This window comes from Amycolatopsis sp. lyj-112, from assembly GCF_046549055.1.
Classification (GTDB): domain Bacteria; phylum Actinomycetota; class Actinomycetes; order Mycobacteriales; family Pseudonocardiaceae; genus Amycolatopsis.
This window is the reverse complement of record NZ_JAJPWS010000022.1, coordinates 61,952-80,943: the sequence shown is the minus strand read 5'-3', so window position 1 is coordinate 80,943 and position 18,992 is coordinate 61,952. Positions and strand designations below refer to the sequence as shown.

At 67.9% G+C, this 18,992-nt stretch carries 20 protein-coding genes; 12 read left to right on the top strand and 8 right to left on the bottom strand.

The genetic code is table 11. The annotated features are described in order from the left end of the window. Positions 1–172: 172 nt before the first annotated feature. On the bottom strand, positions 173–1,444 hold the full coding sequence (locus ACLJRL_RS39310) for a DUF222 domain-containing protein (RefSeq protein ID WP_410661489.1): 1,272 nt from the start codon (positions 1,442–1,444) through the stop codon (positions 173–175). 513 nt (positions 1,445–1,957) lie between these two features. Here ACLJRL_RS39310 and ACLJRL_RS39305 point away from each other — a divergent pair. Genes ACLJRL_RS39305 through ACLJRL_RS39280 form a run of 6 tightly spaced genes read left to right on the top strand, consistent with a single transcriptional unit; the run spans position 1,958 to position 8,736 of the window. Then, on the top strand, positions 1,958–3,208 hold the full coding sequence (locus tag ACLJRL_RS39305; RefSeq protein WP_410661501.1) for an ROK family transcriptional regulator: 1,251 nt from the start codon (positions 1,958–1,960) through the stop codon (positions 3,206–3,208). Between the two features lie 10 nt (positions 3,209–3,218). Beyond that, the gene (locus ACLJRL_RS39300; protein WP_410661488.1) at positions 3,219–4,601 is read left to right on the top strand and encodes an extracellular solute-binding protein; all 1,383 of its coding nucleotides are present in this window, start codon (positions 3,219–3,221) and stop codon (positions 4,599–4,601) included. 4 nt (positions 4,602–4,605) lie between these two features. After that, positions 4,606–5,595, top strand: a complete 990-nt coding sequence (locus ACLJRL_RS39295) for a carbohydrate ABC transporter permease (RefSeq protein ID WP_410661487.1) — start codon at positions 4,606–4,608, stop codon at positions 5,593–5,595. Then, positions 5,592–6,485: a carbohydrate ABC transporter permease gene (locus ACLJRL_RS39290; protein ID WP_410661486.1), complete on the top strand. Its 894-nt coding sequence runs from the start codon at positions 5,592–5,594 to the stop codon at positions 6,483–6,485. Before ACLJRL_RS39295 ends, ACLJRL_RS39290 begins: the two co-directional genes overlap by 4 nt. Continuing rightward, positions 6,482–7,747: a 6-phospho-beta-glucosidase gene (locus ACLJRL_RS39285; RefSeq protein ID WP_410661485.1), complete on the top strand. Its 1,266-nt coding sequence runs from the start codon at positions 6,482–6,484 to the stop codon at positions 7,745–7,747. The genes ACLJRL_RS39290 and ACLJRL_RS39285 overlap by 4 nt, the downstream gene beginning before the upstream one ends. Next, positions 7,732–8,736, top strand: coding sequence for an N-acetylglucosamine kinase (locus tag ACLJRL_RS39280; protein WP_410661484.1), 1,005 nt, complete (start codon positions 7,732–7,734; stop codon positions 8,734–8,736). Before ACLJRL_RS39285 ends, ACLJRL_RS39280 begins: the two co-directional genes overlap by 16 nt. Positions 8,737–8,820: 84 nt before the next feature. Here ACLJRL_RS39280 and ACLJRL_RS39275 read toward each other — a convergent pair whose 3' ends face one another. The 4 genes from ACLJRL_RS39275 to ACLJRL_RS39260 all read right to left on the bottom strand — a co-directional run bounded on the left by ACLJRL_RS39275 (position 8,821) and on the right by ACLJRL_RS39260 (position 11,639). Next, positions 8,821–9,345, bottom strand: a complete 525-nt coding sequence (locus tag ACLJRL_RS39275) for an SRPBCC family protein (protein WP_410661483.1) — start codon at positions 9,343–9,345, stop codon at positions 8,821–8,823. Beyond that, a complete protein-coding gene (locus tag ACLJRL_RS39270; RefSeq protein ID WP_410661482.1) occupies positions 9,342–9,671 on the bottom strand; it encodes an ArsR/SmtB family transcription factor in 330 nt (109 codons plus the stop codon). Before ACLJRL_RS39270 ends, ACLJRL_RS39275 begins: the two co-directional genes overlap by 4 nt. Before the next feature lie 109 nt (positions 9,672–9,780). Continuing rightward, positions 9,781–11,148 (bottom strand): gluconate:H+ symporter, encoded by a 1,368-nt coding sequence (locus ACLJRL_RS39265; RefSeq protein ID WP_410661481.1) that lies wholly within the window; start codon positions 11,146–11,148, stop codon positions 9,781–9,783. Next, positions 11,145–11,639, bottom strand: a complete 495-nt coding sequence (locus ACLJRL_RS39260) for a gluconokinase (protein ID WP_410661480.1) — start codon at positions 11,637–11,639, stop codon at positions 11,145–11,147. Before ACLJRL_RS39260 ends, ACLJRL_RS39265 begins: the two co-directional genes overlap by 4 nt. A gap of 102 nt (positions 11,640–11,741) precedes the next feature. Here ACLJRL_RS39260 and ACLJRL_RS39255 point away from each other — a divergent pair, with 102 nt between their 5' ends. Together ACLJRL_RS39255 and ACLJRL_RS39250 are read left to right on the top strand one after the other, a co-directional pair. Beyond that, on the top strand, positions 11,742–12,437 hold the full coding sequence (locus tag ACLJRL_RS39255) for a FadR/GntR family transcriptional regulator (RefSeq protein WP_410661479.1): 696 nt from the start codon (positions 11,742–11,744) through the stop codon (positions 12,435–12,437). A gap of 52 nt (positions 12,438–12,489) precedes the next feature. Beyond that, on the top strand, positions 12,490–13,431 hold the full coding sequence (locus tag ACLJRL_RS39250; protein WP_410661478.1) for a cobalamin biosynthesis protein: 942 nt from the start codon (positions 12,490–12,492) through the stop codon (positions 13,429–13,431). 308 nt (positions 13,432–13,739) lie between these two features. Here ACLJRL_RS39250 and ACLJRL_RS39245 read toward each other — a convergent pair whose 3' ends face one another. Genes ACLJRL_RS39245 through ACLJRL_RS39235 form a run of 3 tightly spaced genes read right to left on the bottom strand, consistent with a single transcriptional unit; the run spans position 13,740 to position 15,721 of the window. Beyond that, positions 13,740–14,360, bottom strand: a complete 621-nt coding sequence (locus ACLJRL_RS39245; protein ID WP_410661477.1) for an FMN-binding negative transcriptional regulator — start codon at positions 14,358–14,360, stop codon at positions 13,740–13,742. Between the two features lie 54 nt (positions 14,361–14,414). Continuing rightward, on the bottom strand, positions 14,415–15,236 hold the full coding sequence (locus tag ACLJRL_RS39240) for an SURF1 family protein (protein ID WP_410661476.1): 822 nt from the start codon (positions 15,234–15,236) through the stop codon (positions 14,415–14,417). Between the two features lie 23 nt (positions 15,237–15,259). Further along, a complete protein-coding gene (locus ACLJRL_RS39235) occupies positions 15,260–15,721 on the bottom strand; it encodes a low molecular weight protein-tyrosine-phosphatase (RefSeq protein WP_410661475.1) in 462 nt (153 codons plus the stop codon). A 130-nt stretch (positions 15,722–15,851) separates the two neighbouring features. Between ACLJRL_RS39235 and ACLJRL_RS39230 the strand changes: the two genes are divergently transcribed. The 4 genes from ACLJRL_RS39230 to ACLJRL_RS39215 all read left to right on the top strand — a co-directional run bounded on the left by ACLJRL_RS39230 (position 15,852) and on the right by ACLJRL_RS39215 (position 18,986). Further along, positions 15,852–16,175: a hypothetical protein gene (locus tag ACLJRL_RS39230; protein WP_410661474.1), complete on the top strand. Its 324-nt coding sequence runs from the start codon at positions 15,852–15,854 to the stop codon at positions 16,173–16,175. A 106-nt stretch (positions 16,176–16,281) separates the two neighbouring features. Beyond that, positions 16,282–17,103 (top strand): Nif3-like dinuclear metal center hexameric protein, encoded by an 822-nt coding sequence (locus tag ACLJRL_RS39225; protein ID WP_410661473.1) that lies wholly within the window; start codon positions 16,282–16,284, stop codon positions 17,101–17,103. Between the two features lie 15 nt (positions 17,104–17,118). Then, a complete protein-coding gene (locus tag ACLJRL_RS39220) occupies positions 17,119–17,856 on the top strand; it encodes a zinc ribbon domain-containing protein (protein ID WP_410661472.1) in 738 nt (245 codons plus the stop codon). Continuing rightward, positions 17,853–18,986, top strand: a complete 1,134-nt coding sequence (locus ACLJRL_RS39215; protein ID WP_410661471.1) for a bifunctional RNase H/acid phosphatase — start codon at positions 17,853–17,855, stop codon at positions 18,984–18,986. Before ACLJRL_RS39220 ends, ACLJRL_RS39215 begins: the two co-directional genes overlap by 4 nt. The last annotated feature ends 6 nt before the right edge of the window (positions 18,987–18,992 follow it).

The following is an 18,992-nucleotide window of genomic DNA, read 5'->3' as shown; positions in this document are numbered from 1 at the left end:
CAGGTCGCCGGCGCTGTCCGTCTGCAACTGGCGTCGTTCGCTGTCCCACCCGGTCATCGCTATGCCCCTGGATTCGACTGTCGATCGCTGTGTAGGTCGTGGCGCCGGCCGGACCGGGACATGCCGAGGGGCCCGTCGCCGGTGTGGCCGGCGGGCTCCTCGGTATGTGGGGTCAGGCGATAGCGCGGCGCAGGATATTCCGCCGGGGTTTTCGTAACGGATCCAAATATTGGGGTGGGATGAATTCGGGTAGCCCGTCGGCGGCTATCCTGACTTCCCAATCACCATGGTGCACTAATCGATGGTGGAATGGGCACAGCAGGCACAGGTTGCGTAGGTCGGTGGGTCCGCCGTCCGCCCAATGCCGCAAATGGTGCCCATGGCAATTTTTGGGTGCCCGATGGCATCCTGGAAATGCGCAACCAGAATCGCGAATATTCAACGCGCGGCGCTGTCCCGGCGTGATGAGCCGTTTGAGCCGACCCACGTCGAGGGGTTCACCGGCAGCGCTCAGCACCGCGGGAAGCAGTAGACAGTCACAGGCGGCAAGGCGGGCTTCGCGAGCGGTCATCTCACCCACGAAGTCCAGGCACGCTTTCCCGACCCCGGACTTGAGTTCATCGAAACCCACGGTCACATGCACCATGGTCCGATACCCGCTGGTGCCGGGCTGATCAGGGCAGGCGGTGGCGAGGTCGACGAGGTCGGCCAGGGCGTCGCCTTGGCGTTGCCCCACGGTCCGTAGATCTGCTTGGCCGAATTCGTCGACCGGGCGTGGTTTCGCGTAGGCCCCGATCACCGCCGACATCCGGGCACCCAACTCGTCATCCAGCAAGCCGGTCAGTGCCCAGAATCCGTCTTTGTGTCGTCGCCTCAGGGTGAGTTCACGCCGAGGCTCGACCGGGTCGGGGTCTTGGGGTTCATTCCCGTCGGGATCCAGATGGGCCAACAGGTTGTGACCGGCCTTCGTGATCTCCCTGGGCCCGGCCTCACGGGCGAGATCGGCGAGGAGTTTCTCCGCGCCTTCCCGCTTCTCCGACGGCACCTCAACCGGGATCTTCTTCAGGATCGCGACGATCTGATCCACCTGCTGCTCGCCGATCGCACCCTCTGCGGCCGCCGCGGCGATGGCGGGTGCGAACGCAGGGATCTCAGTGCCGTCCAGGCCACGGGTGGGGTTCAACAGCAAGGCGCGGTTGACGATCTTCTCCGCGTCACCAGAAGGAATCCGGGCGATATCGGCCAGCCACGACTTCGTACTGCCATACCCGTACAAGTCATTCACGCCACGGGACTCGATCTCCGCCACGTAGGTGCCCAGCGCGGCAGACGCCGCACGCGCGACAGCCAAGGCGCGGGTCACACCGTGGGCAAGTTCCAGTTTCCCGGCACGCCACAACTCCAGTGGCGGCTCGGAAAGCGCGGGAACCTCGGTCTCGGGCACATCACTATTCTACCAAGAGCTGTCGAACGCGTGTTCGTGATTTTCTGCAATCGCCACTCGGCGCGAATAACACTGGCGGGTGATTTCACGATTGCGACGCGGTTACCCAACGTCCCCGTCCGCATTTAGTCGACGACTTGTGAATCTTGGGGGAAGGCGGCGGGTCACGTGAGTCTGGTTCGGTTGTCGTGAGTGATTAAGGTCGCGAGAACGCAATGCCGCTTAAGGTCGTGAACGACCGCAAGCAGAGGACTACTTGCCTGAGGAGCCGGCTTCGCTCGCTCGGCTGGTCGTGCCCGGACGCCCCGCCCACGCCTGTCGACGACCACCTTGACCCTGTGCACCCTCCGCACCGGTACGTGTACCCGCTGTGCGGGACACCCAAGCGTTACCTCCCCGTTTCCCTGCCCCGTTGACGGACTGTGGCTCGGCTCACTACAGTCCCCGGAAACCGTCTGTAAAGTTTCCTAACGAAGTCGGGAGCGAGTCCAGGTGCGAGCCGGCAGTCCGCGAATGCTGCGCGAGATCAACGATCGCGCGGCCATCGAGGTCCTCCTCCGAGAGGGCCCGCTGACGCGTTCCGAGCTCGAAGTCGCCATCGGTCTCTCGAAGCCGGCGACCGCGCAACTGCTCACCCGCCTCGAACAGGACGACGTCGTCAGCAAGGCGGGCGTGCGCGGCGGGGGACGTGGGCCGAGAGCCCAGTTGTGGGAGGTCAACGGCGGTGTCGCGTACGTCGCGGCCGTCGACCTCACGCCCCACGTGGCCGATTTCGTCGTCGCCGACATCACCGGCGCGACCCTGGCCGAGTACCAGGTGCCGCTGCCGGTCCACGAGGGCGCGGACGTCGTCGGCACCTTCGGCACGGCGCTCACCCGGGTCGCGAACGACGCCGGGCTCGCCGCCACCGATCTGCGCCACGTCGTCATCGGCGCGCAGGGCGCTTTCGATCCCCGCACCGGCCTGCTGTCCTCGGCGCCGCACATCCCGGGCTGGCTCGGGTTCGACGTGCCGAGCAGGCTCAGCGCGGAACTCGGCGTCGAGGTCACCATCGAGAACGACGTCAACCTCGTCGCGATCGTGGAGATGTCCGTCGGCCAGGCCGTCGGTCTCCACGATTTCGTGATGATCTGGCTCAGCGACGGTGTCGGCGGCGCGGTGGTGGTCGGACGGCGGCTGCTGCGCGGCGCGACCGGCGGCGGTGGCGAGATCGACTGGATGCGCGTTCCCGACCCGGTTTCCGTGGCCAGGCAAGGGGAAAGGCCTCGCGAAGGAGACCGCTTCGGCGATCTCGTCGCGTCGCCCGCCGTCGTCGAACTGGCCGCTGCGCACGGTATCGAAGCCGAGACTGGCGCGGACGCCGTCGCGAAAGCCCGCGAGAACAACAACGAACCCTTCCTCGACGACCTGGCCCGCCGTGTCGCGGGCGGGGCGGCCAGCCTGATCGCGGTCGTCGATCCCGAACTCGTGCTCCTGTCCGGAGACACCAGCCGTGCCGGTGGCGAGGACTTCGCCGCGCTGGTGGCCGCGAGGCTGCACGAACTCGTCCTGCCGCGCACGCCGGTCGGTGTCGCTTCGGTGCAGGGCAACGCGGTACGCGAGGGCGCTTTGCAGTCCGCGCTCGCCACCGTCCGCAGGGACGTCTTCGGCGTCAACACCCCTTCACTCCTCGGCCCTCGCAGGTCCGGGGCGGGAGAGCCCGGTGAGGCCGCGGCGATCCCGGGTTCACGAACAGAACCACCGTCTCCCGCCCCAACCAATTAGGAGGAGGGTCATGAGTTCCACGACCCAGGTTCGGAGAAGTGGCCGCCGTTGGCGCGGCTCGATAGTGCTCGGCGCGGTCAGCGTCGCCGCACTGCTGTCCGCTTGCTCGGGCGCCGCGAGCGGCCCGGCCGGGGGGTCGGGTGACGCGGCGGCCGCACCCGCCGCGGACGCGAAGCTCACGCTGACCGTCTACAGCAAGTTCACCGACCGCGAGTACAACGTGGTCACCGCCGGGCTCAACAAGCTCAAGGCGAAGTTCCCGAACATCGAGATCAAGCACGAAGGCCAGCAGGACGACGACAAGATCACCCAGTCCATCCGCGGTGGCAATCCGCCGGACGTGGCGATCTCGTTCTTCACCGACAACCTCGGCGCCTGGTGTTCCACGGGCAGCTTCCAAGATCTCAAGCCTTACATCGACCGCGACAAGATCGACCTGACGCAGATCCCCGACGCGGTCCGCAGCTACACCGAGTACCAGGGCAAGCGCTGCGCCATGCCGCTGCTCGCCGACGTCTACGGCTTCTACTACAACAAGGACATGTTCGCGGCGAAGGGCGTCACCTCGCCGCCGAAGACGACCTCGGAACTGTTCGAGGCCACCAAGAAGCTGACCGAGTTCAACCCGGACGGCTCGATCAAGGTCGCCGGCTTCCTGCCGTCGATGCCGTTCTACGCCAACATGGCGCAGTACTGGGCCCCGAACTTCGGCGCCAGCTACCTCGGCCCCGACGGACAGTCGCACCTGGCCGACAGCCCCGAATGGAAGTCGATGTTCGACTTCCAGAAGCAGCTCGTCGACTTCTACGGCGGTCACGCCAAGGTCGAGCAGTTCAAGGCCGGTCTCGGCGAGGAGTACTCAGCGGACCACGGTTTCCAGCGCGGCAAGCTCGCGATGATGATCGACGGCGAGTACCGCACCGCGTTCATCAAGGACCAGGCGCCGGAACTGAAGTTCGGCACCGCGGCCCCGCCGGTGCTCGACAGCAAGCCGGACCGTTACGGCGGCGCGTTCACCACGGGCACGATCATCGCCATCCCCAAGGGCGCCAAGAACCCCGGCGCCGCGTGGGAGCTGATCAAGCAGGTCACGCTCGACACCGACACCCTGGTGGACCTGTCGAACGGGCTCAAGAACGTGCCGAGCACCAAGGCCGCGCTGACCGACCCGAAGCTCGAGATCACCCCCGAGTTCAAGACGTTCCTCGATCTGTACAACGGCGGGAAGCTGCTGCCGAACCCGTCGACCCCGATCGGTGACGCGCACCTCAAGGCCGTCAACGACTTCGCGGAGAAGTGGCAGGCGGGCAACATCCCCGACATGGTCGCGGGCCTGAAGCAGGTCGACGCTCAGATCAATGACGAGCTGGCCCAGAAACGCGCCGGCGGCTGATCGCATGACCACGACCCTGGAGCCCAGGGCGGTCGATTCCCCTTCCGCGTCCACCCGGACGCGGAAGGGGAACGCAGCGCGCCGCCGTCGCACGATCTTCTACTTCATCGCCCCGGCGACCCTCGGGTTCCTGATCTTCTTCGGCTACCCGCTGATCGCCACGGTGTACTACTCGTTCACCCGCTACGACCTGATCAACCCGCCCGAGTTCATCGGGTTCGACAACTACATCCGGATGTTCACCAGTGAGCAGCTGGTCGGCACCGCCGCGTACAACACGCTGTGGCTGGTGATCGTGCTGACGGTGTGCCGGGTCGTGTTCGCCCTCGGCGTGGCGTCGATCATCTCCCGGCTCAAGTCGGGTGTCGGTCTGGTACGGACGCTCTGCTACCTGCCTTCGCTGGCCCCGCCCGCCGCGGCGACCCTGGCGTTCGTGTTCCTGTTCAACCCGGAATACGGCCCGGTCAACGCGTTCCTGGAGTTCGTCGGCCTCGACGGCAGCCTGTGGTTCAACGATCCGGCGATGTCGAAGCCGGCGCTGACCCTGCTGGTCATGTGGGGTTCGGGCGAGCTGATGATCATCATCCTGGCGGCGCTGCTCGACGTGCCGCAGGAACAGTACGAAGCCGCCCAGCTCGACGGCGCCGGGCCGATCCGCCGGTTCTGGCACGTCACGCTGCCGTCGATCTCACCGGTGCTGCTGTTCAGCATCGTCAACTCGATGATCTTCTCCTTGCAGTTCTTCACGCAGGCGATCGTGGCGGGTTCGGCGGCCGCGGGCGCGGCCGACGTCGCGGGCAACACCAGATTCATCGGTGCGCCACAGAACTCGACGCTGACCTATCCGGTTTGGCTGTACGTCCAGGGATTCCGGTACTTCAACATGGGTTACGCGGCCGCGATGGCGGTGCTGCTGTTCATCGTTTCGGCCGGGTTCACCTGGATTCTCGTCCGGCAGCTGCGTAAGTCCCAGCATCAGGAGGACGGAGCATGACCACGCTCTCCGAGCCGCGGCACCGCGAACCGGTGACCGAGCCGCCGAAGGTGCGAGTGCGGCGCACATGGGACAAGCGGCTGTACTGGATCGCGACGCACAGCCTGGGTATCGCGATGGCGATCATCTTCACGCTGCCCATCCTGTTCGTGTTCCTCACCGCGGTGATGTCCAGCGATCAGGCGCTTTCGTCGAACTTCTGGCCGACGGAATGGCATTTCGAGAACTTCATCGAGGTGTTCGAAAAGGCGCCGCTGCTGCAGTACTTCGGCAACAGCATGCTCTATTCGACGCTGGCCACCCTGGGGGCGCTCGTTTCGGCGATCCCGGCGGCGTACGCGCTTTCGAAGCTGAAGTTCCGCGGGCAGAACCTGTTCTTCATGCTGACCGTCGCCGCGATGATGCTGCCCCCGCAGGTCACCGTCGTGCCGTTGTACGACCTGTGGGTGCGGCTCGGATTCACCGGAACGCTGATTCCGTTGATCGCGCCGTACTTCTTCTTCGACGCGTTCTCGATCTTCCTGCTGCGGCAGTTCTTCCTCACCATTCCGAAGGATTACCTGGAAGCGGCGAAGATCGACGGCTGCAACGAGTTCCAGGCGATGCTCAAGGTGCTGATCCCGATGGCGAAGCCGGGGATCGCGGCGACCGCGATGTTCTGTTTCCTCTTCACTTGGAACGACTATTTCGGTCCGCTGCTCTACACCGGGGAGACCCGGGACAGCTGGCCGCTTTCGCTGGCGATCGCGTCGTTCCGCGGTATGCACCACGTGGAATGGAACCTCACCATGGCGGCCACCGCGCTGATCATGCTGCCGGTGATCGTGCTGTTCGTGTTCGCGCAGAAGTCCTTCGTCAAGGGCATCACATTCACAGGGGTCAAGGGATGAAACTGGCAGTCGTCGGTGGTGGGTCCACGTACACGCCCGAGCTGATCGACGGGATCGCCGGCCGGCGATCCACTTTGGACGTCGATGAGATCGTGCTGATCGATCCGGACGCCTACCGGGTGGAGGCGGTCGGCGACTTCAGCAATCGCTTGCTGAACCACGCCGGGCATCCGGCGCGGGTGCGGACCACCGCCAATCTCGAAGAAGGTGTCGAGGGCGCGTCCGCGGTGCTGATCCAGTTGCGGGTCGGCGGACAGCGTGCACGGCGCGGGGACGAGACGTTCCCGCACGCCTGCGGCTGTGTCGGGCAGGAGACCACGGGTGCGGGCGGCCTCGCGAAGGCACTGCGCACCGTGCCGGTGGTGCTCGACATCGCCGACAGGGTCCGGAAAGTCGCCGGCGACGACACCTGGATCGTCAACTTCACCAACCCGGTCGGCATCGTCACCAGGGCGCTGCTGAACGAGGGGCACCGCGCGGTCGGGCTGTGCAACGTCGCGATCCACCTGCAGCGGACGTTCGCGCACCTGCTCGGCGCCGGCGTCGACGACGTCAAGCTCGTGCACACCGGCCTCAACCACCTGAGCTGGGAACGCCAGGTGCTCGTCAACGGCGAGGACCGGCTGCCGGAACTGCTGGCGCAGCACGCGGAATTCCTCGGCGAGCACGTCACCGCGCCGGTCGAGTGGATGCGGCGGATGAACGTCGTGCCGTCGTACTACCTGAAGTACTACTACGGGCACGACGAGCAGGTCACGAAGCAGCGCACCGAGCGGCCGCGCGCGGACGTCGTCAGCGACGTCGAAGAGGAACTGCTCAAGGTGTACCTCGACCCGGAGGTGGTGACCAAACCGGAGCAGCTGGAAAAGCGGGGCGGTGCCTACTATTCCGAGGCCGCGGTGCAGCTCGTGCACGCGCTCACCTCCGGTGGGCCGGCGGAGGAACACGTCGTGAACGTGCGCAACGAAGGCACCTTCGACTTCCTGCCGGACGACGCCGTCATCGAGGTTCCGTCCCTTGTGGACGGTAAGGGTCCGCGCCCGATCCCGCAGGCGCCGGTGGACCAGCGGTTCGCCGGGCTCATCGCCGGGGTGACCTCGTATGAGCACCTGGCGCTGGAGGCGGCGATCAAGGGCGGCCGCGACCGGGTGGCCGACGCGCTGCTCGCGCACCCGCTGATCGGCCAGTACACCAAGGCCGACCAGCTGGCCGACACCCTGGTGCAGGTCAATCGTCAGTTCCTGCCGTGGGCGGGAGCATGACGGCCAGCTCATCCGACGTCGTCGTCGCGATCGACGGCGGCAACAGCAAGACCGACGTCCTGATCGTCTCCCGCGACGGACGGGTGCTCGGGCAGTCGCGGGGGCCGGGCGCGTCCCCGCAGAACATCGGCGTCGACGCCAGTGTCCGCGCGTTGGAAGAACTGGTACTGGAAGCCCTTCGCGGGGCGGGGCTTCCCAGTGACCGTCCTTTTGCGACACATACATCGGCTTACCTCGCGGGACTGGACTTTCCGCAAGAGGAGGCCATCCTGCACGCCGCGCTGGCCGCGCGCGGCTGGAGTGACACGCTGATCGTCGGCAACGACACGCTCGCGCTGCTGCGGGCGGGCAGTTCCGACGGAGCCGGGGTGGCGGTGGTGTGCGGCGCCGGGATCAACGGCGCCGGTGTCAGCGCGGACGGTCGTGAGCACCGATTTCCGGCGCTGGGCAAGATCTCCGGCGACTGGGGCGGCGGCTACCGGCTGGGCGAGGAGGCCCTCTGGTGGGCCGTCCGCGCCGAGGACGGCCGGGGCCCCCGCACCGCGCTGCAGGGCGCCGTCGCCGCGCATTTCAAGGCGTCGTCGGTGCTCGAAGTGGTGCAGCGCCTCCACTTCGAGGAGATTCACTCCGATTCGATCCACGGTCTGTGCCCGTTGCTGTTCGCCATCGCGGCCGGCGGCGACGAGGTGGCACAGGACGTGGTCACCCGGTTCGTCGAAGAGGTGGCCGTGCTGGTCGCGGTCATCCTGCGGCAACTGGACCTGACCGAGGAAGCGCCTGAAGTCATCCTCGGCGGGGGAGTGCTGACCGGGGTCGGTGCCCAGGTGATCGCGGAAATCGAGCGGCGGTGCCTGAAGGTGGCCCCGCGCGCGGTGGTCCGGGTCGTCGACGTCGCTCCTGTGGTCGGCGCGGCGTTGTTCGGTCTGGACACCGTCGGTGCGCTCGACACCGCCAAAGCAGCCCTCAAGGCCGCGACCCAGCGAGTGTGAAAGACGCAGCGCGTGTCATGAAAGGGTCTTTCAGGACAAATTTCGTCCCGAAAGACCCTTTCATGACACTTCCGGACCTGCGGCTCAGGAAGCGGCGGGGGCGAGCGGCTCGTCCGTCTCCAGCAGCGTCTTGAGGTCCGACAGGATCCAGGCCCAGCCGCCACCGGCGTTCTCGCCCGGTCCGGCGTTGATGTCCTCCTGCGAACCGTCGACCAGCGCGGCCGTCGTCGGCGCGTCGGTGACGTCGTGCGTGACGGTCAGTCTGGTGCCGGCGGTCTTCGTCTCTTCGATCTCGTAGGTGAGCTTGGTGTAGGGCTCTTTCTCGAAGGACGGGTCCATCAGCAGCTTCCAGGTGATGACCAGCTTGCGCGGCGGGTCGACCTCGAGCACCTCGCCGTCGACCAGGTCGTTCGTGAACCCGGCGTCGATGAAGTCCTTCGTTGGGTGGGTGGCGTGCTTGCCGCCCACCCGCAGGTCGTAGTCGACGAGTCCGGTGTAGCCGTACTTCTGCGTCCACTCGGGCTTCGTGATGGCGTCCCAGATCTTCTCCGGGGTCGCCTTGATGTAGACGCGGTAGACCTGGGTGGCGGCGGTCGTGGTGTCGGTCATGACGGTGGCTCCTCGGATTCCAGTCGGGCTTTGAGATCGAGCAACGCGGTCACGTTGCGCTCGGTGAACTTGTCGATCCACCTGTCGTGGATCTGCCGGATCGGTACCGGATTGAGGAAGTGCAGCTTTTCCCGGCCTTCCTTGCGCGTGACGACAAGGCCGGCCTCTTCCAGCAGTTTGAGATGCTTCATCACGCCGAACCGGCTCATGTCCACTTCGGACTCGAGCTGGGTCAGCGTGCGGCCGTCACGCGCGAACAGCTGGTCGAGCAGGAACCGGCGGGTCGGATCTGCCAGGGCCTTGAAAACCAGGTCGTCATCGGGCACGTCAGAAGAATAGGTGACCAAAAGGTCACGTGTCAACCCTCTGGATGCGCGTGAGGGCCACCCTCAGGGACTCAGAGTCCCTGAGGGTGGCCCTCACGCGCACGGGGAACTAGAGCAGGGCGCCGAGGGGCAGGATCAGGGCGATCGCCACGACGGAGATGACCGTCTCCATGATCGACCAGCTCTTCAGGGTCTGCCCGACCGTAAGCCCGAAGTACTCCTTGACCAGCCAGAAGCCGGCGTCGTTGACGTGGGAGAAGAACAGCGACCCGGCGCCGATCGCGAGCACCAGCAGCGCGCTGTGCGAGGGATCCATGGTCGCCGCGAGCGGCGCCACGATGCCGGCCGCGGACACGGTGGCGACCGTCGCGGAGCCGGTGGCGAGCCGGATCGCGACCGCGACCAGCCAGCCGAGCAGCAGTGGCGACAGGTTCGCGCCGGTGGCCAGGCCGGTGATGACGTTGCCGACCCCGGCGTCGACGAGGGTCTGCTTGAATCCGCCGCCCGCGCCGACGATGAGCAGGATCCCGGCGATCGGCGGCAGGGAATCGCCGACGGTGGTCGCCAGTTTGTCGCGGGTGAAGCCCGCGGCGCGGCCGAGGGTGACCATGCCGAGCAGGACCGCGGCGAGCAGCGCCACCAGCGGGTCGCCGATGAAGTCGAGCACGCGGCGGAGGTGATTTTCCTTTTCCAGCAGGATATCCGCGAGTGCCTTGCCCATCATCAGGACAACCGGCAGCAGCACGGTGGACAGCGTCGCGACGAACCCGGGGCGGCGTCCTTCCTCGGAGGACGACTCCGGGACGAGCCGTTCCGGCGCGACGGCGTCCGGCACCATCTTGGCGGCCAGCTTGCCGAACAGCGGCCCGGCGATGATCACCGTCGGGATCGCGACGAGCAGGCCGAAGGCGAGGGTGAGCCCGACGTTCGCGTTCAGCGCGCCCGCGGCGGCGAGCGGGCCGGGGTGCGGCGGGACGAGGCCGTGCAGCACCGAAAGTCCGGCGAGCGCGGGGATTCCCAGCAGCAGCAACGGTTTCCCGGTCCGCTTGGCGACCAGCAGGATGACCGGGATCAGCATGACCAGGCCGATCTCGAAGAACATCGGCAGCCCGATCAGCGCGGCGACCAGCGCCATCGCCCAAGGCAGCGTGCGGTTACTCGCGCGGCGCAGGATGGTGTCGACGATCTGGTCCGCGCCGCCGGAGTCGGCGAGCAGCTTGCCGAGCATCGCGCCGAGCGCGATCAGCACGCCGACCGAGGCGACCGTCGAGCCGACGCCGGAGCTGAAACTCTTGATCAGCTTGTCCACCGGCATTCCGCCGACGAGCCCGAGCACGCCGGAACCCAGGATCAGGGCGAGGAAAGGGTGCTGCTTGGCCTTGGTGATGAGAAGGACGATCACCGCGATGGCGAGCACCGTCGCCCCGATGAGGCGGGTGTCGTTTCCGGTCCAGGCGGCGGCGAGTGTGGTGGTCATGAGCGATCCTCGAAGGCGGTGCGGGCGGCGGCGATGATTTCTTCCGGACTTCTCGCGATATCGGCGATGAGACCGGATTCGTCCGGTCGCAGCGGTTCGAGGTCGGCGAGCTGGGAGTCCAAAAGGGACACCGGCATGAAGTGACCGGAGCGGGTCTTCATCCGGTCGGCCAGCAAGGCGCGGTCACCGTGCAGGTGGAGGAACCACACCTTGCCGCCGGTGCGCAGGATGTCGCGGTACCGCTGTTTGAGCGCGGACGACGTGACGACGCCGCCGGACTCCTGATGATCCCGGATCCAGGCGGCGATGGCCTCGAGCCACGGCTGCCGGTCCTCGTCGTTCAGCGGGACTCCGGAGCTCATCTTTTCGATGTTCGCCGGAGGGTGGAACGTGTCCGCTTCCGCATATTCGACGCCCAGCCGGGCGGCCAGTTCCGTGCCCACGGTCGTCTTCCCCGAACCCGATACGCCCATCACCACGATGACGGTCATCCGTACCTCCACGTCGTTGTAGCCGGGAAGAGTACAACTCAAAAGTACTACTTAAGCAAGAAGAAGTACTACTTAATCGAATCAGGGCGCTAGGGTCGCCCGGTGGGCAATGACAGGCATGCCGAAGTGCTCGACGCGCTCGGCTCCGCGATCGCGAACGGGGAACTCCCGCCGGGTTCGGTGCTGCGGTCGGAAGAGCTTCAGGAGCGGTTCGGCGCGTCCCGGACGGTGGCGCGCGAAGTGGTGCGCGTCCTCGAAGCGATGTGCCTGACCAGCAGTAAACGCCGGGTCGGGGTGATCGTGCGCGAGCCGGGGGAGTGGAATCACTACGACCCGCGGCTGCTCCGCTGGCAGCTCGACGGCTCCGAACGGAAGACCGCGCTGCGCACACTGACGGAGTTGCGCTCCGCCATCGAACCGAGCGCGGCCCGCTTCGCCGCGCTGCGGGCGACGCCGGAGGAGGGCGGGCGCCTTCGGGCACTGGCACGGCGGCTGGAGGAGACGGCGCACCGCCGGGACCTGGGAACGTTCCTCGGCCACGACATCGCTTTCCACGATCTGCTGCTGTCCGCGTCGCGGAATCCGATGTTCGGGCAGCTGTCCGCGGTCGTCGCCGAGGTGCTGGCCGGGCGCACCGGACACGGGCTGATGCCCGAGGAACCGCAGCCCGAGGCCGTCGCCCTGCACGTGGAGGTCGCGATGGCCGTCGACGCCGGTGATCCGGACCGGGCGGAACGCGCGATGCGGGACATCGTCAGTCAGGCGCGTGACGAGATGGCCGTCCTCCTCGACGGATGATCTTCGAGTAATCTCTGCAGGTCATTCGAGGGACTGCATGCAGGGGGCGACGGTGAGCGCGGCACGCGCGATCGGGTTGGTATTGGGTGTGGCCGCCGACGGGGCGATCGGGAATCCCCGATCGCGGCGCCCGGTGGCGGCGTTCGCCCAGGCGGCCTCGACGCTGGACGCGAAGGTCCGGGCGAAGCATCCGGCCGTCGGGGTGCTGTGGACCGGCGGTCTCGCGGGCTCGGCCGTACTCGTGGGTGTGCTCGCCGAACGCGCCGGACGACGCAGCCCCGTTCTGCAGGCGACCACGACCGCGGTGACCACCTGGGCGGTGCTCGGCGCCGCCGGCCTCGCCGCGCACGGCACGTCGCTCGCCCGCGATCTCGAAGAAGGCGAACTCGAAACCGCTCGCGGCACACTGTCCACACTGGACCCCCGGGTCGCCGACAGCCTCGGCGTCATCGGCCTTTCGCGGGCGTCGGTGGAGACCCTCGCCGAGAACACCTCGGACGTCGTCGTCGCACCGCTGGTGTGGGGCGCGCTGGCCGGCGTGCCCGGACTTCTCGGCTCGCGCGCGATCAGCCTGCTGCGCAGCCTCGGCCGGGGCAGGCCCGAGCGGTACCGCTGGTTCATCGCCCGGCTGGACGAAATCGTCCACCTGGTGCCCACCCGCGTCGCGGCCGGGCTGACCGTGCTCGCCGCACCGGTCGTCGGCGGCTCGGCGGGCGGCGCCTGGCGGGCCTGGCGGCGGGACACGACCGCGCTTCCCAGCCCGAACGCGGGCCGCGTCGAAGCCGCGTTCGCCGGCGCGCTCGAGATCCGGGTCGGCGGGCGGACGGTCTACCCGCACGGGGTCGAGGAACTGCCGGTGCTCGGCATCGGCCGCAACCCCGACGCCGGGCACGTGACGCGCGCCGTGGAACTTTCGCGAGTGGTCGGGTGGCTGGGCGCGATCAGCTCGGTGCTGCTGGCCGGGGTCATCGGCCTGTGGCGGCGGCGCCGCTGACCTGGGCGCTGGCCGCGAAAGCGCGCGCTGTTCTCATGCCGTGAAGGCCTCCTTGCCTACCTTGAGCGTAGGCAAGGAGGCCTTCACGGCATTGATTCGTGGACAGTGCTGGGTCGTGAGTGTGGCTTCCTGGAGCATCTCCTCGCAGGAGAGGCACTGTGTGGATTTTGGGACATCTAACGTCCCAAAATCCACACAGTCACCGTGAGAACGGGCGACGCTCCCGCCGCGAGTAGATCGCGGCGGGAGCAAGGGACCTTTGCTATCACCTGAGGCTCTGACCTGCGAAAGAGAGCAGGGGACCTTTGCTATCGCTCTCGCCGGGCCAGCTGGACCCGGGCGCGGGCGTCCATCGGGCCGCCGCGCCGTTCGAGTTCGCCGTCGATCCGCGAACGGTCGGCGGGCTCCTTGTTGCCGCCGAACTTGAACTTCGCCCGCACCCCGGTGACGGTCAGTTCGATCCCGCGGATGCCGGGGAGCAGCCGCCGGTCCGGCGTTTCGGTGGGGCTCACGGTGACACGGTCGCCGGACGGTTCGAAGTGCGCGAGCTGCCGGTCCAGCAGCGAAGCCTTCTCCGCGGCGTCGTCGATCAGCCGGACGTCGCATTCGAGCTGGACGGACGCGTAGTACGACGTCGGGACACCGTGTGGCGGGTCGGCCGGGGTGTTCCAGTTCGAGCGGATGTAGGTCTGGTCGTCGGTCACCGAGAGCAGCGCTCGCGGGTGCTCTTCCAGCAGCGGCCAGACCGGATTGGGGCGGGCGAGGTGCAGCAGGACCGTCCGGTCGCCGTCGTAGACGAAGTGCGCGGGGTTGACGACGGGCAGGTCACGGCCGGCACCACCGGCGATCAGCTGCCCGAAATCGTGTCCGGCGAGCCAGGCCTTCCATTCGGAGTCGTCGTGGGCGGCGTCCCACGGGTGAATCAGCATGATCGAGTATGAGCACGCGGAATGGACCTACAAAAGGGCCAGTTTCACGTCAGATCAGGTAGCCACTTCGGAACGTTCGTCTTCGGCCAGCATCTCCGCGACACTCTTGCGCCGCTGCGGCCGGTCGGTGGCCAGCACGCCACCCGGCTTCAGCTCGCGAACGGTGAAGTACAGCCAGCCGAGCAGCGCCATCGCTCCGAAAGCGATCCACTGGAGTGCGTAGGAGAAGAACGGTCCCGCGTCGGTCTGCGGCAGCGGCAGCGCGCCCAGCACGCCGGGCTGGTTCAGGTCGAGCTGGAAGTAACCCGGCCGGATGTCCAGCTTCGCGGCCCTCGCCACGACCTGGGAATCGACGACGTAACTCTGCAGCCGCCCGCCTGTCGACTCGTCGGCGAAGGCGTCCCGGTTCTTCCCGTCCCGCTCGTCGTGACGGGCCCGCGTGACGATGTCGACCGTCCCGGCGGGCGGCGCGGCGAAGGGCAGCGCGCGCGACTTCGCGTCGAGCCGCACGTAGCCGCGGTCCACCAGCACCACGGTGCCCTCGACCGTCCGAAACGGGGTGAGCACCTCGAAGGCCGCTTCGCCCTGTACGGAGCGCAGACGCGCGACGACCTCGCCCTCAGGAAGATACGTGCCCTTCAGCGCGACCAGGTGCCATTCGGTGCGCTGATCAGGGGCGGCGCCGCCGGGGAGCAGCTGGTCCAGGGACCTCGGCTGGCCGGCGAACGACTCCCGCAGCGCCGCGTTCTGATGCACGCGTTCGGAGTCGCGGGAGAACTGCCACGGCGCCAGCAGGGTGAAGCAGCAGACGGCGAAGGTGAACACCACCAACGTCAACGCCAGCCATCCGGGCCGCAGCAGGAACTTCAACCGCACCCCACCACGGTAAGCGGTCCGCCTCAGGCGTGTGCGCGCACCCAGTCGAGCAGGCCGGGAACGGCCCGTTCGATCATGCCGAGGACGTCCTCGAAACCGTCGTCCTCGCCGTAATACGGATCCGGGACTTCGGCGCCTTCGGGCGCGGACGGGTCGAACTCACGCAGCAGGCGGACCTTCGACGGATCCGACACCTTGCGGCGGAGGAACGAGAGGTGGCTGTCGTCGGCGGCCAGCAGCAGGTCGGCGGCGAGATGCCCGCGGTCGACCTCGGCCGCGACGTGGCCTGTCGGGTACCCGTGCTCCGCCAGCTTCGCGCGGGCCCGTTCGTCGGCGGGCTCGCCGATGTGCCAGCCGCCGGTGCCCGCGCTGGACACCTGCACGACATGGTCGAGCCCGGCCTCCTCGACCTTCGCGCGGAAGACGAGCTCGGCCATCGGCGAGCGGCAGATATTGCCGGAACAGACGAAGACGATGTGCACCACCCGATCAGTGTGAAGGTTGCGGGAGATCGACCGCTCACCGGCTCTGAACGGCTTCCGGGCGCGCGAAGCTGGAGTGCCGGCACGAAGCGGGAGTAGACCTTCCGGAGAGAAACACGCAGGAAGGTCGCGTATGAGCGCACCAACACCCAGCGTCGAGTCGCCCGCCGTGGGGCTCCGCTGGTACCGCATCACCGTCCAGCATCCGCACCCTTACCAAGACGCGCGGATCGTCCCGGAGCACCGCTTCGTCCAGGCGAGAACGCCCAAAGAGGCGATGGCCGCGTTGCCCTTTTACCTCCGGTCGGTCGCGTCCGTCGCGCCCTACCAGGTCGCCTATTCCGACGTCCCCGATCACCCGACCGCGAAGGCGTACCGGGCGATGATGTGGACGGGCCGCGTGATGCGTGCCGCCGGTCGCTGGGCGGTCAACAAGGACGCCAAGGCGCTGGAGTGACCTGCGCCGCGGGGCGGCAGCAAAGGTCCCTTGCTCTCTTTTCGCAGGTCAGAGGTATCGGCGATACCAAAGGTCCCTTGCTCCCGCTCCGTGCGAAAATCGCCGGGTGCCCGCGCTAGCCGAAGTCATCGCCGCCCTGGAGCAGGCGTACCCGCCCGAACTCGCCGAATCCTGGGACGCCGTCGGACTCGTCTGCGGCGACCCGGCCGAGAACGTGGACAAGGTCCTGTTCTGTGTCGACCCGGTCGACGAGACCGTCGACGAGGCGATCAGCGGCGGCGCGCAGCTGATCGTCGCGCACCACCCGCTGCTGCTGCGCGGCGTGCACGGCGTACCGGCCGACAGCACGAAGGGCCGCCTCGTCCATCGCCTGATCCGCGCCGGTGTCGCGCTCTACTGCGCGCACACCAACGCCGACTCCGCGTCGCCCGGCGTCTCCGACGCGCTCGCCGACGCCATCGGCCTGACCGTCCTCGGCCCGCTTGATCCGCGCGAGGACGGGGTCACCGGAATCGGCCGCATCGGCGAACTGCCGGCGCCCGAACCGTTCTCCGTTTTCGTCGAGCGGGTCGCGAAAGCCTTGCCGCGCACGGAACCCGGCGTCTACGGCGCCGGCGACCCGGACCGCCCGATCCGCCGGGTCGCGGTGTCCGGCGGCTCCGGCGACAGTTATCTCAAACGTGCCACCGCAGCCGGAGTCGACGCCTATGTCACCGCGGATCTCCGGCACCATCCGGCCGGCGAGCACCTCGCCGAGATCACGGAAGTCCCCGCCCTGGTCGGCGTGACGCATTGGGCGAGCGAATGGCCATGGTGCGAGCAAGCCTCGGCCATCGTCCGCGCCACGTTTGCGGGTAACGTCGACGTTCACGTCTCCACGCGGTGCACCGACCCGTGGACGCTACGGGCCACCCGAACCGAGCACTAAGAAACAAGGAGCACCGTGAAGGCCGACCCCGCCGTCCAGCGCCAGATGCTCGAACTCGCGAAGGTGGACGCGGAGCTCTCGCGTACCGCCCACCGCCGCCGCACCCTGCCCGAGCTCGCCGAGATCGACGCGGGTGAGAAGGCGGTGCGCGAGCGGCGCGACGCGCTGGTGTCGGTCCAGACCGCGGCATCCGACCTCGACCGCGAGATCGCCCGGCAGGAGAAGGAGATCGAGTCGGTCCGCGCTCGCGGAGACCGTGACCGCAAGCTGCTCGAATCCGGCTCCGTGGCGGCGAAGCAGGTGGCCGACATCGAGCACGAGCTGAACAGCCTGAACCGGCGTCAGGCCGCGCTCGAGGACGACCTGCTGGAGCTGATGGAACGCCGTGAGGCGCTCGACCTCGACGCCCAGCGCACCAGCGCCGAGGTGGCGAAGGCGGAGACCGAGGTCGCCGAAGCGATCCGACGCCGCGACGAGAACTTCGTCGACTTCGACACCACCCAGGCACGGCGCGACGAAGACCGCGCCAAGCTCCTGCCGCGCTTCCCGGAAGACCTGCTGAAGCTCTACGAACGCGTCCGCGCGCACAAGGGCATCGGCGCCGCGCTGCTGCGGGCCCGCCGGTGCGGCGCCTGCCAGCTCGACATCGACCGCCGCGAGATCGCCGAGATCAAGGCCGCGCCCGAGGACAGCGTCATCCAGTGCGAGAACTGCGGCGCCATCCTGGTGCGCACCCTGGAGTCCGGCCTGTGACCGACCACGTGCTCATCGAGGCCGACGGCGGTTCCCGGGGCAACCCCGGACCCGCCGGATACGGCGCGGTGGTCAAGGACGCGGCCACCGGCGAGGTGCTGGCCGAACGCAAGGCCTTCGTCGGGATCGTGACCAACAACGTCGCCGAGTATTCCGGCCTGATCGCCGGTCTCGGCGCGGCCGCCGAGCTCGGAGCGTCCCTTGTGGACGTCCGGATGGACTCGAAGCTCGTGGTGGAACAGATGTCCGGGCGCTGGAAGGTCAAGCACCCGTCGATGCAGCCGCTGGCCGCGGAAGCCCGTGAACTGGCGGCGCGCTTTTCGCGGGTGCACTACCAATGGATTCCGCGCGCGGAGAACTCGTACGCGGACAGGCTCGCGAACGAAGCGATGGACGCCGGCGTCGGCGGCGAAAAGACAGCGAAGACAGCGAAGGCCGAAGCCCCGAAGACCGTGAAGCAGGACAGGGTCAGCCCCGTCGGCTGGACCGGTGCTCGCGGCACACCGACGAAACTGCTCCTCGTGCGGCACGGCCAGACGGCGATGTCGGTCGAGAAGCGCTACTCGGGCCGCGGCGACGTCCCGCTCACCGAGCACGGCAAGCAGCAGGCGGCCGCCGCCGCGAAACGGCTCGGCGCGATGGAGGGCCTGGTCGTCGACGGCGAGGCCGCGCCGATCATCGCCTCACCGCTGATGCGCACCCAGCAGACGGCGCAGGCGATCGCCGACGCGCTCGGCGGCCGGGTCGAGACCCACCCCGGGCTGATCGAGACCGACTTCGGCGATTGGGAAGGCCTCACCTTCACCGAGGCCATGGAGCGCGATCCCGACTTCCAGACCCGCTGGCTTTCCGACACCTCCCTCGCGCCGCCGGGCGGGGAGAGCTTCGACGGCGTGCACCGCCGTGTCCGCAAGGCCCGCGACGAACTGATCGCGCGGTTCGGCGGCCGCACCCTCGTGCTGGTCAGCCATGTCACGCCGATCAAGACGCTGCTGCGGATGGGCCTCGACGCCGGGCCGTCGCTGCTGTTCCGCCTGCACCTGGACCTGGCCTCGCTGTCGATCGTCGAGTTCTACCCGGACGGCAACGCCTCGGTCCGGCTGGTGAACGACATCTCGCACCTGGCCTGACCTGGC

Coding starts and splice junctions, on each gene's coding strand:
- ACLJRL_RS39305 (WP_410661501.1), top strand. CDS start 1,958: ATGCTGCGCGAGATCAACGATCGCGCGGCCATCGAGGTCCTCCTCCGA.
- ACLJRL_RS39300 (WP_410661488.1), top strand. CDS start 3,219: ATGAGTTCCACGACCCAGGTTCGGAGAAGTGGCCGCCGTTGGCGCGGC.
- ACLJRL_RS39295 (WP_410661487.1), top strand. CDS start 4,606: ATGACCACGACCCTGGAGCCCAGGGCGGTCGATTCCCCTTCCGCGTCC.
- ACLJRL_RS39290 (WP_410661486.1), top strand. CDS start 5,592: ATGACCACGCTCTCCGAGCCGCGGCACCGCGAACCGGTGACCGAGCCG.
- ACLJRL_RS39285 (WP_410661485.1), top strand. CDS start 6,482: ATGAAACTGGCAGTCGTCGGTGGTGGGTCCACGTACACGCCCGAGCTG.
- ACLJRL_RS39275 (WP_410661483.1), bottom strand. CDS start 9,345: ATGACCGACACCACGACCGCCGCCACCCAGGTCTACCGCGTCTACATC.
- ACLJRL_RS39265 (WP_410661481.1), bottom strand. CDS start 11,148: ATGACCACCACACTCGCCGCCGCCTGGACCGGAAACGACACCCGCCTC.
- ACLJRL_RS39260 (WP_410661480.1), bottom strand. CDS start 11,639: ATGACCGTCATCGTGGTGATGGGCGTATCGGGTTCGGGGAAGACGACC.
- ACLJRL_RS39245 (WP_410661477.1), bottom strand. CDS start 14,360: ATGCTGATTCACCCGTGGGACGCCGCCCACGACGACTCCGAATGGAAG.
- ACLJRL_RS39230 (WP_410661474.1), top strand. CDS start 15,852: ATGAGCGCACCAACACCCAGCGTCGAGTCGCCCGCCGTGGGGCTCCGC.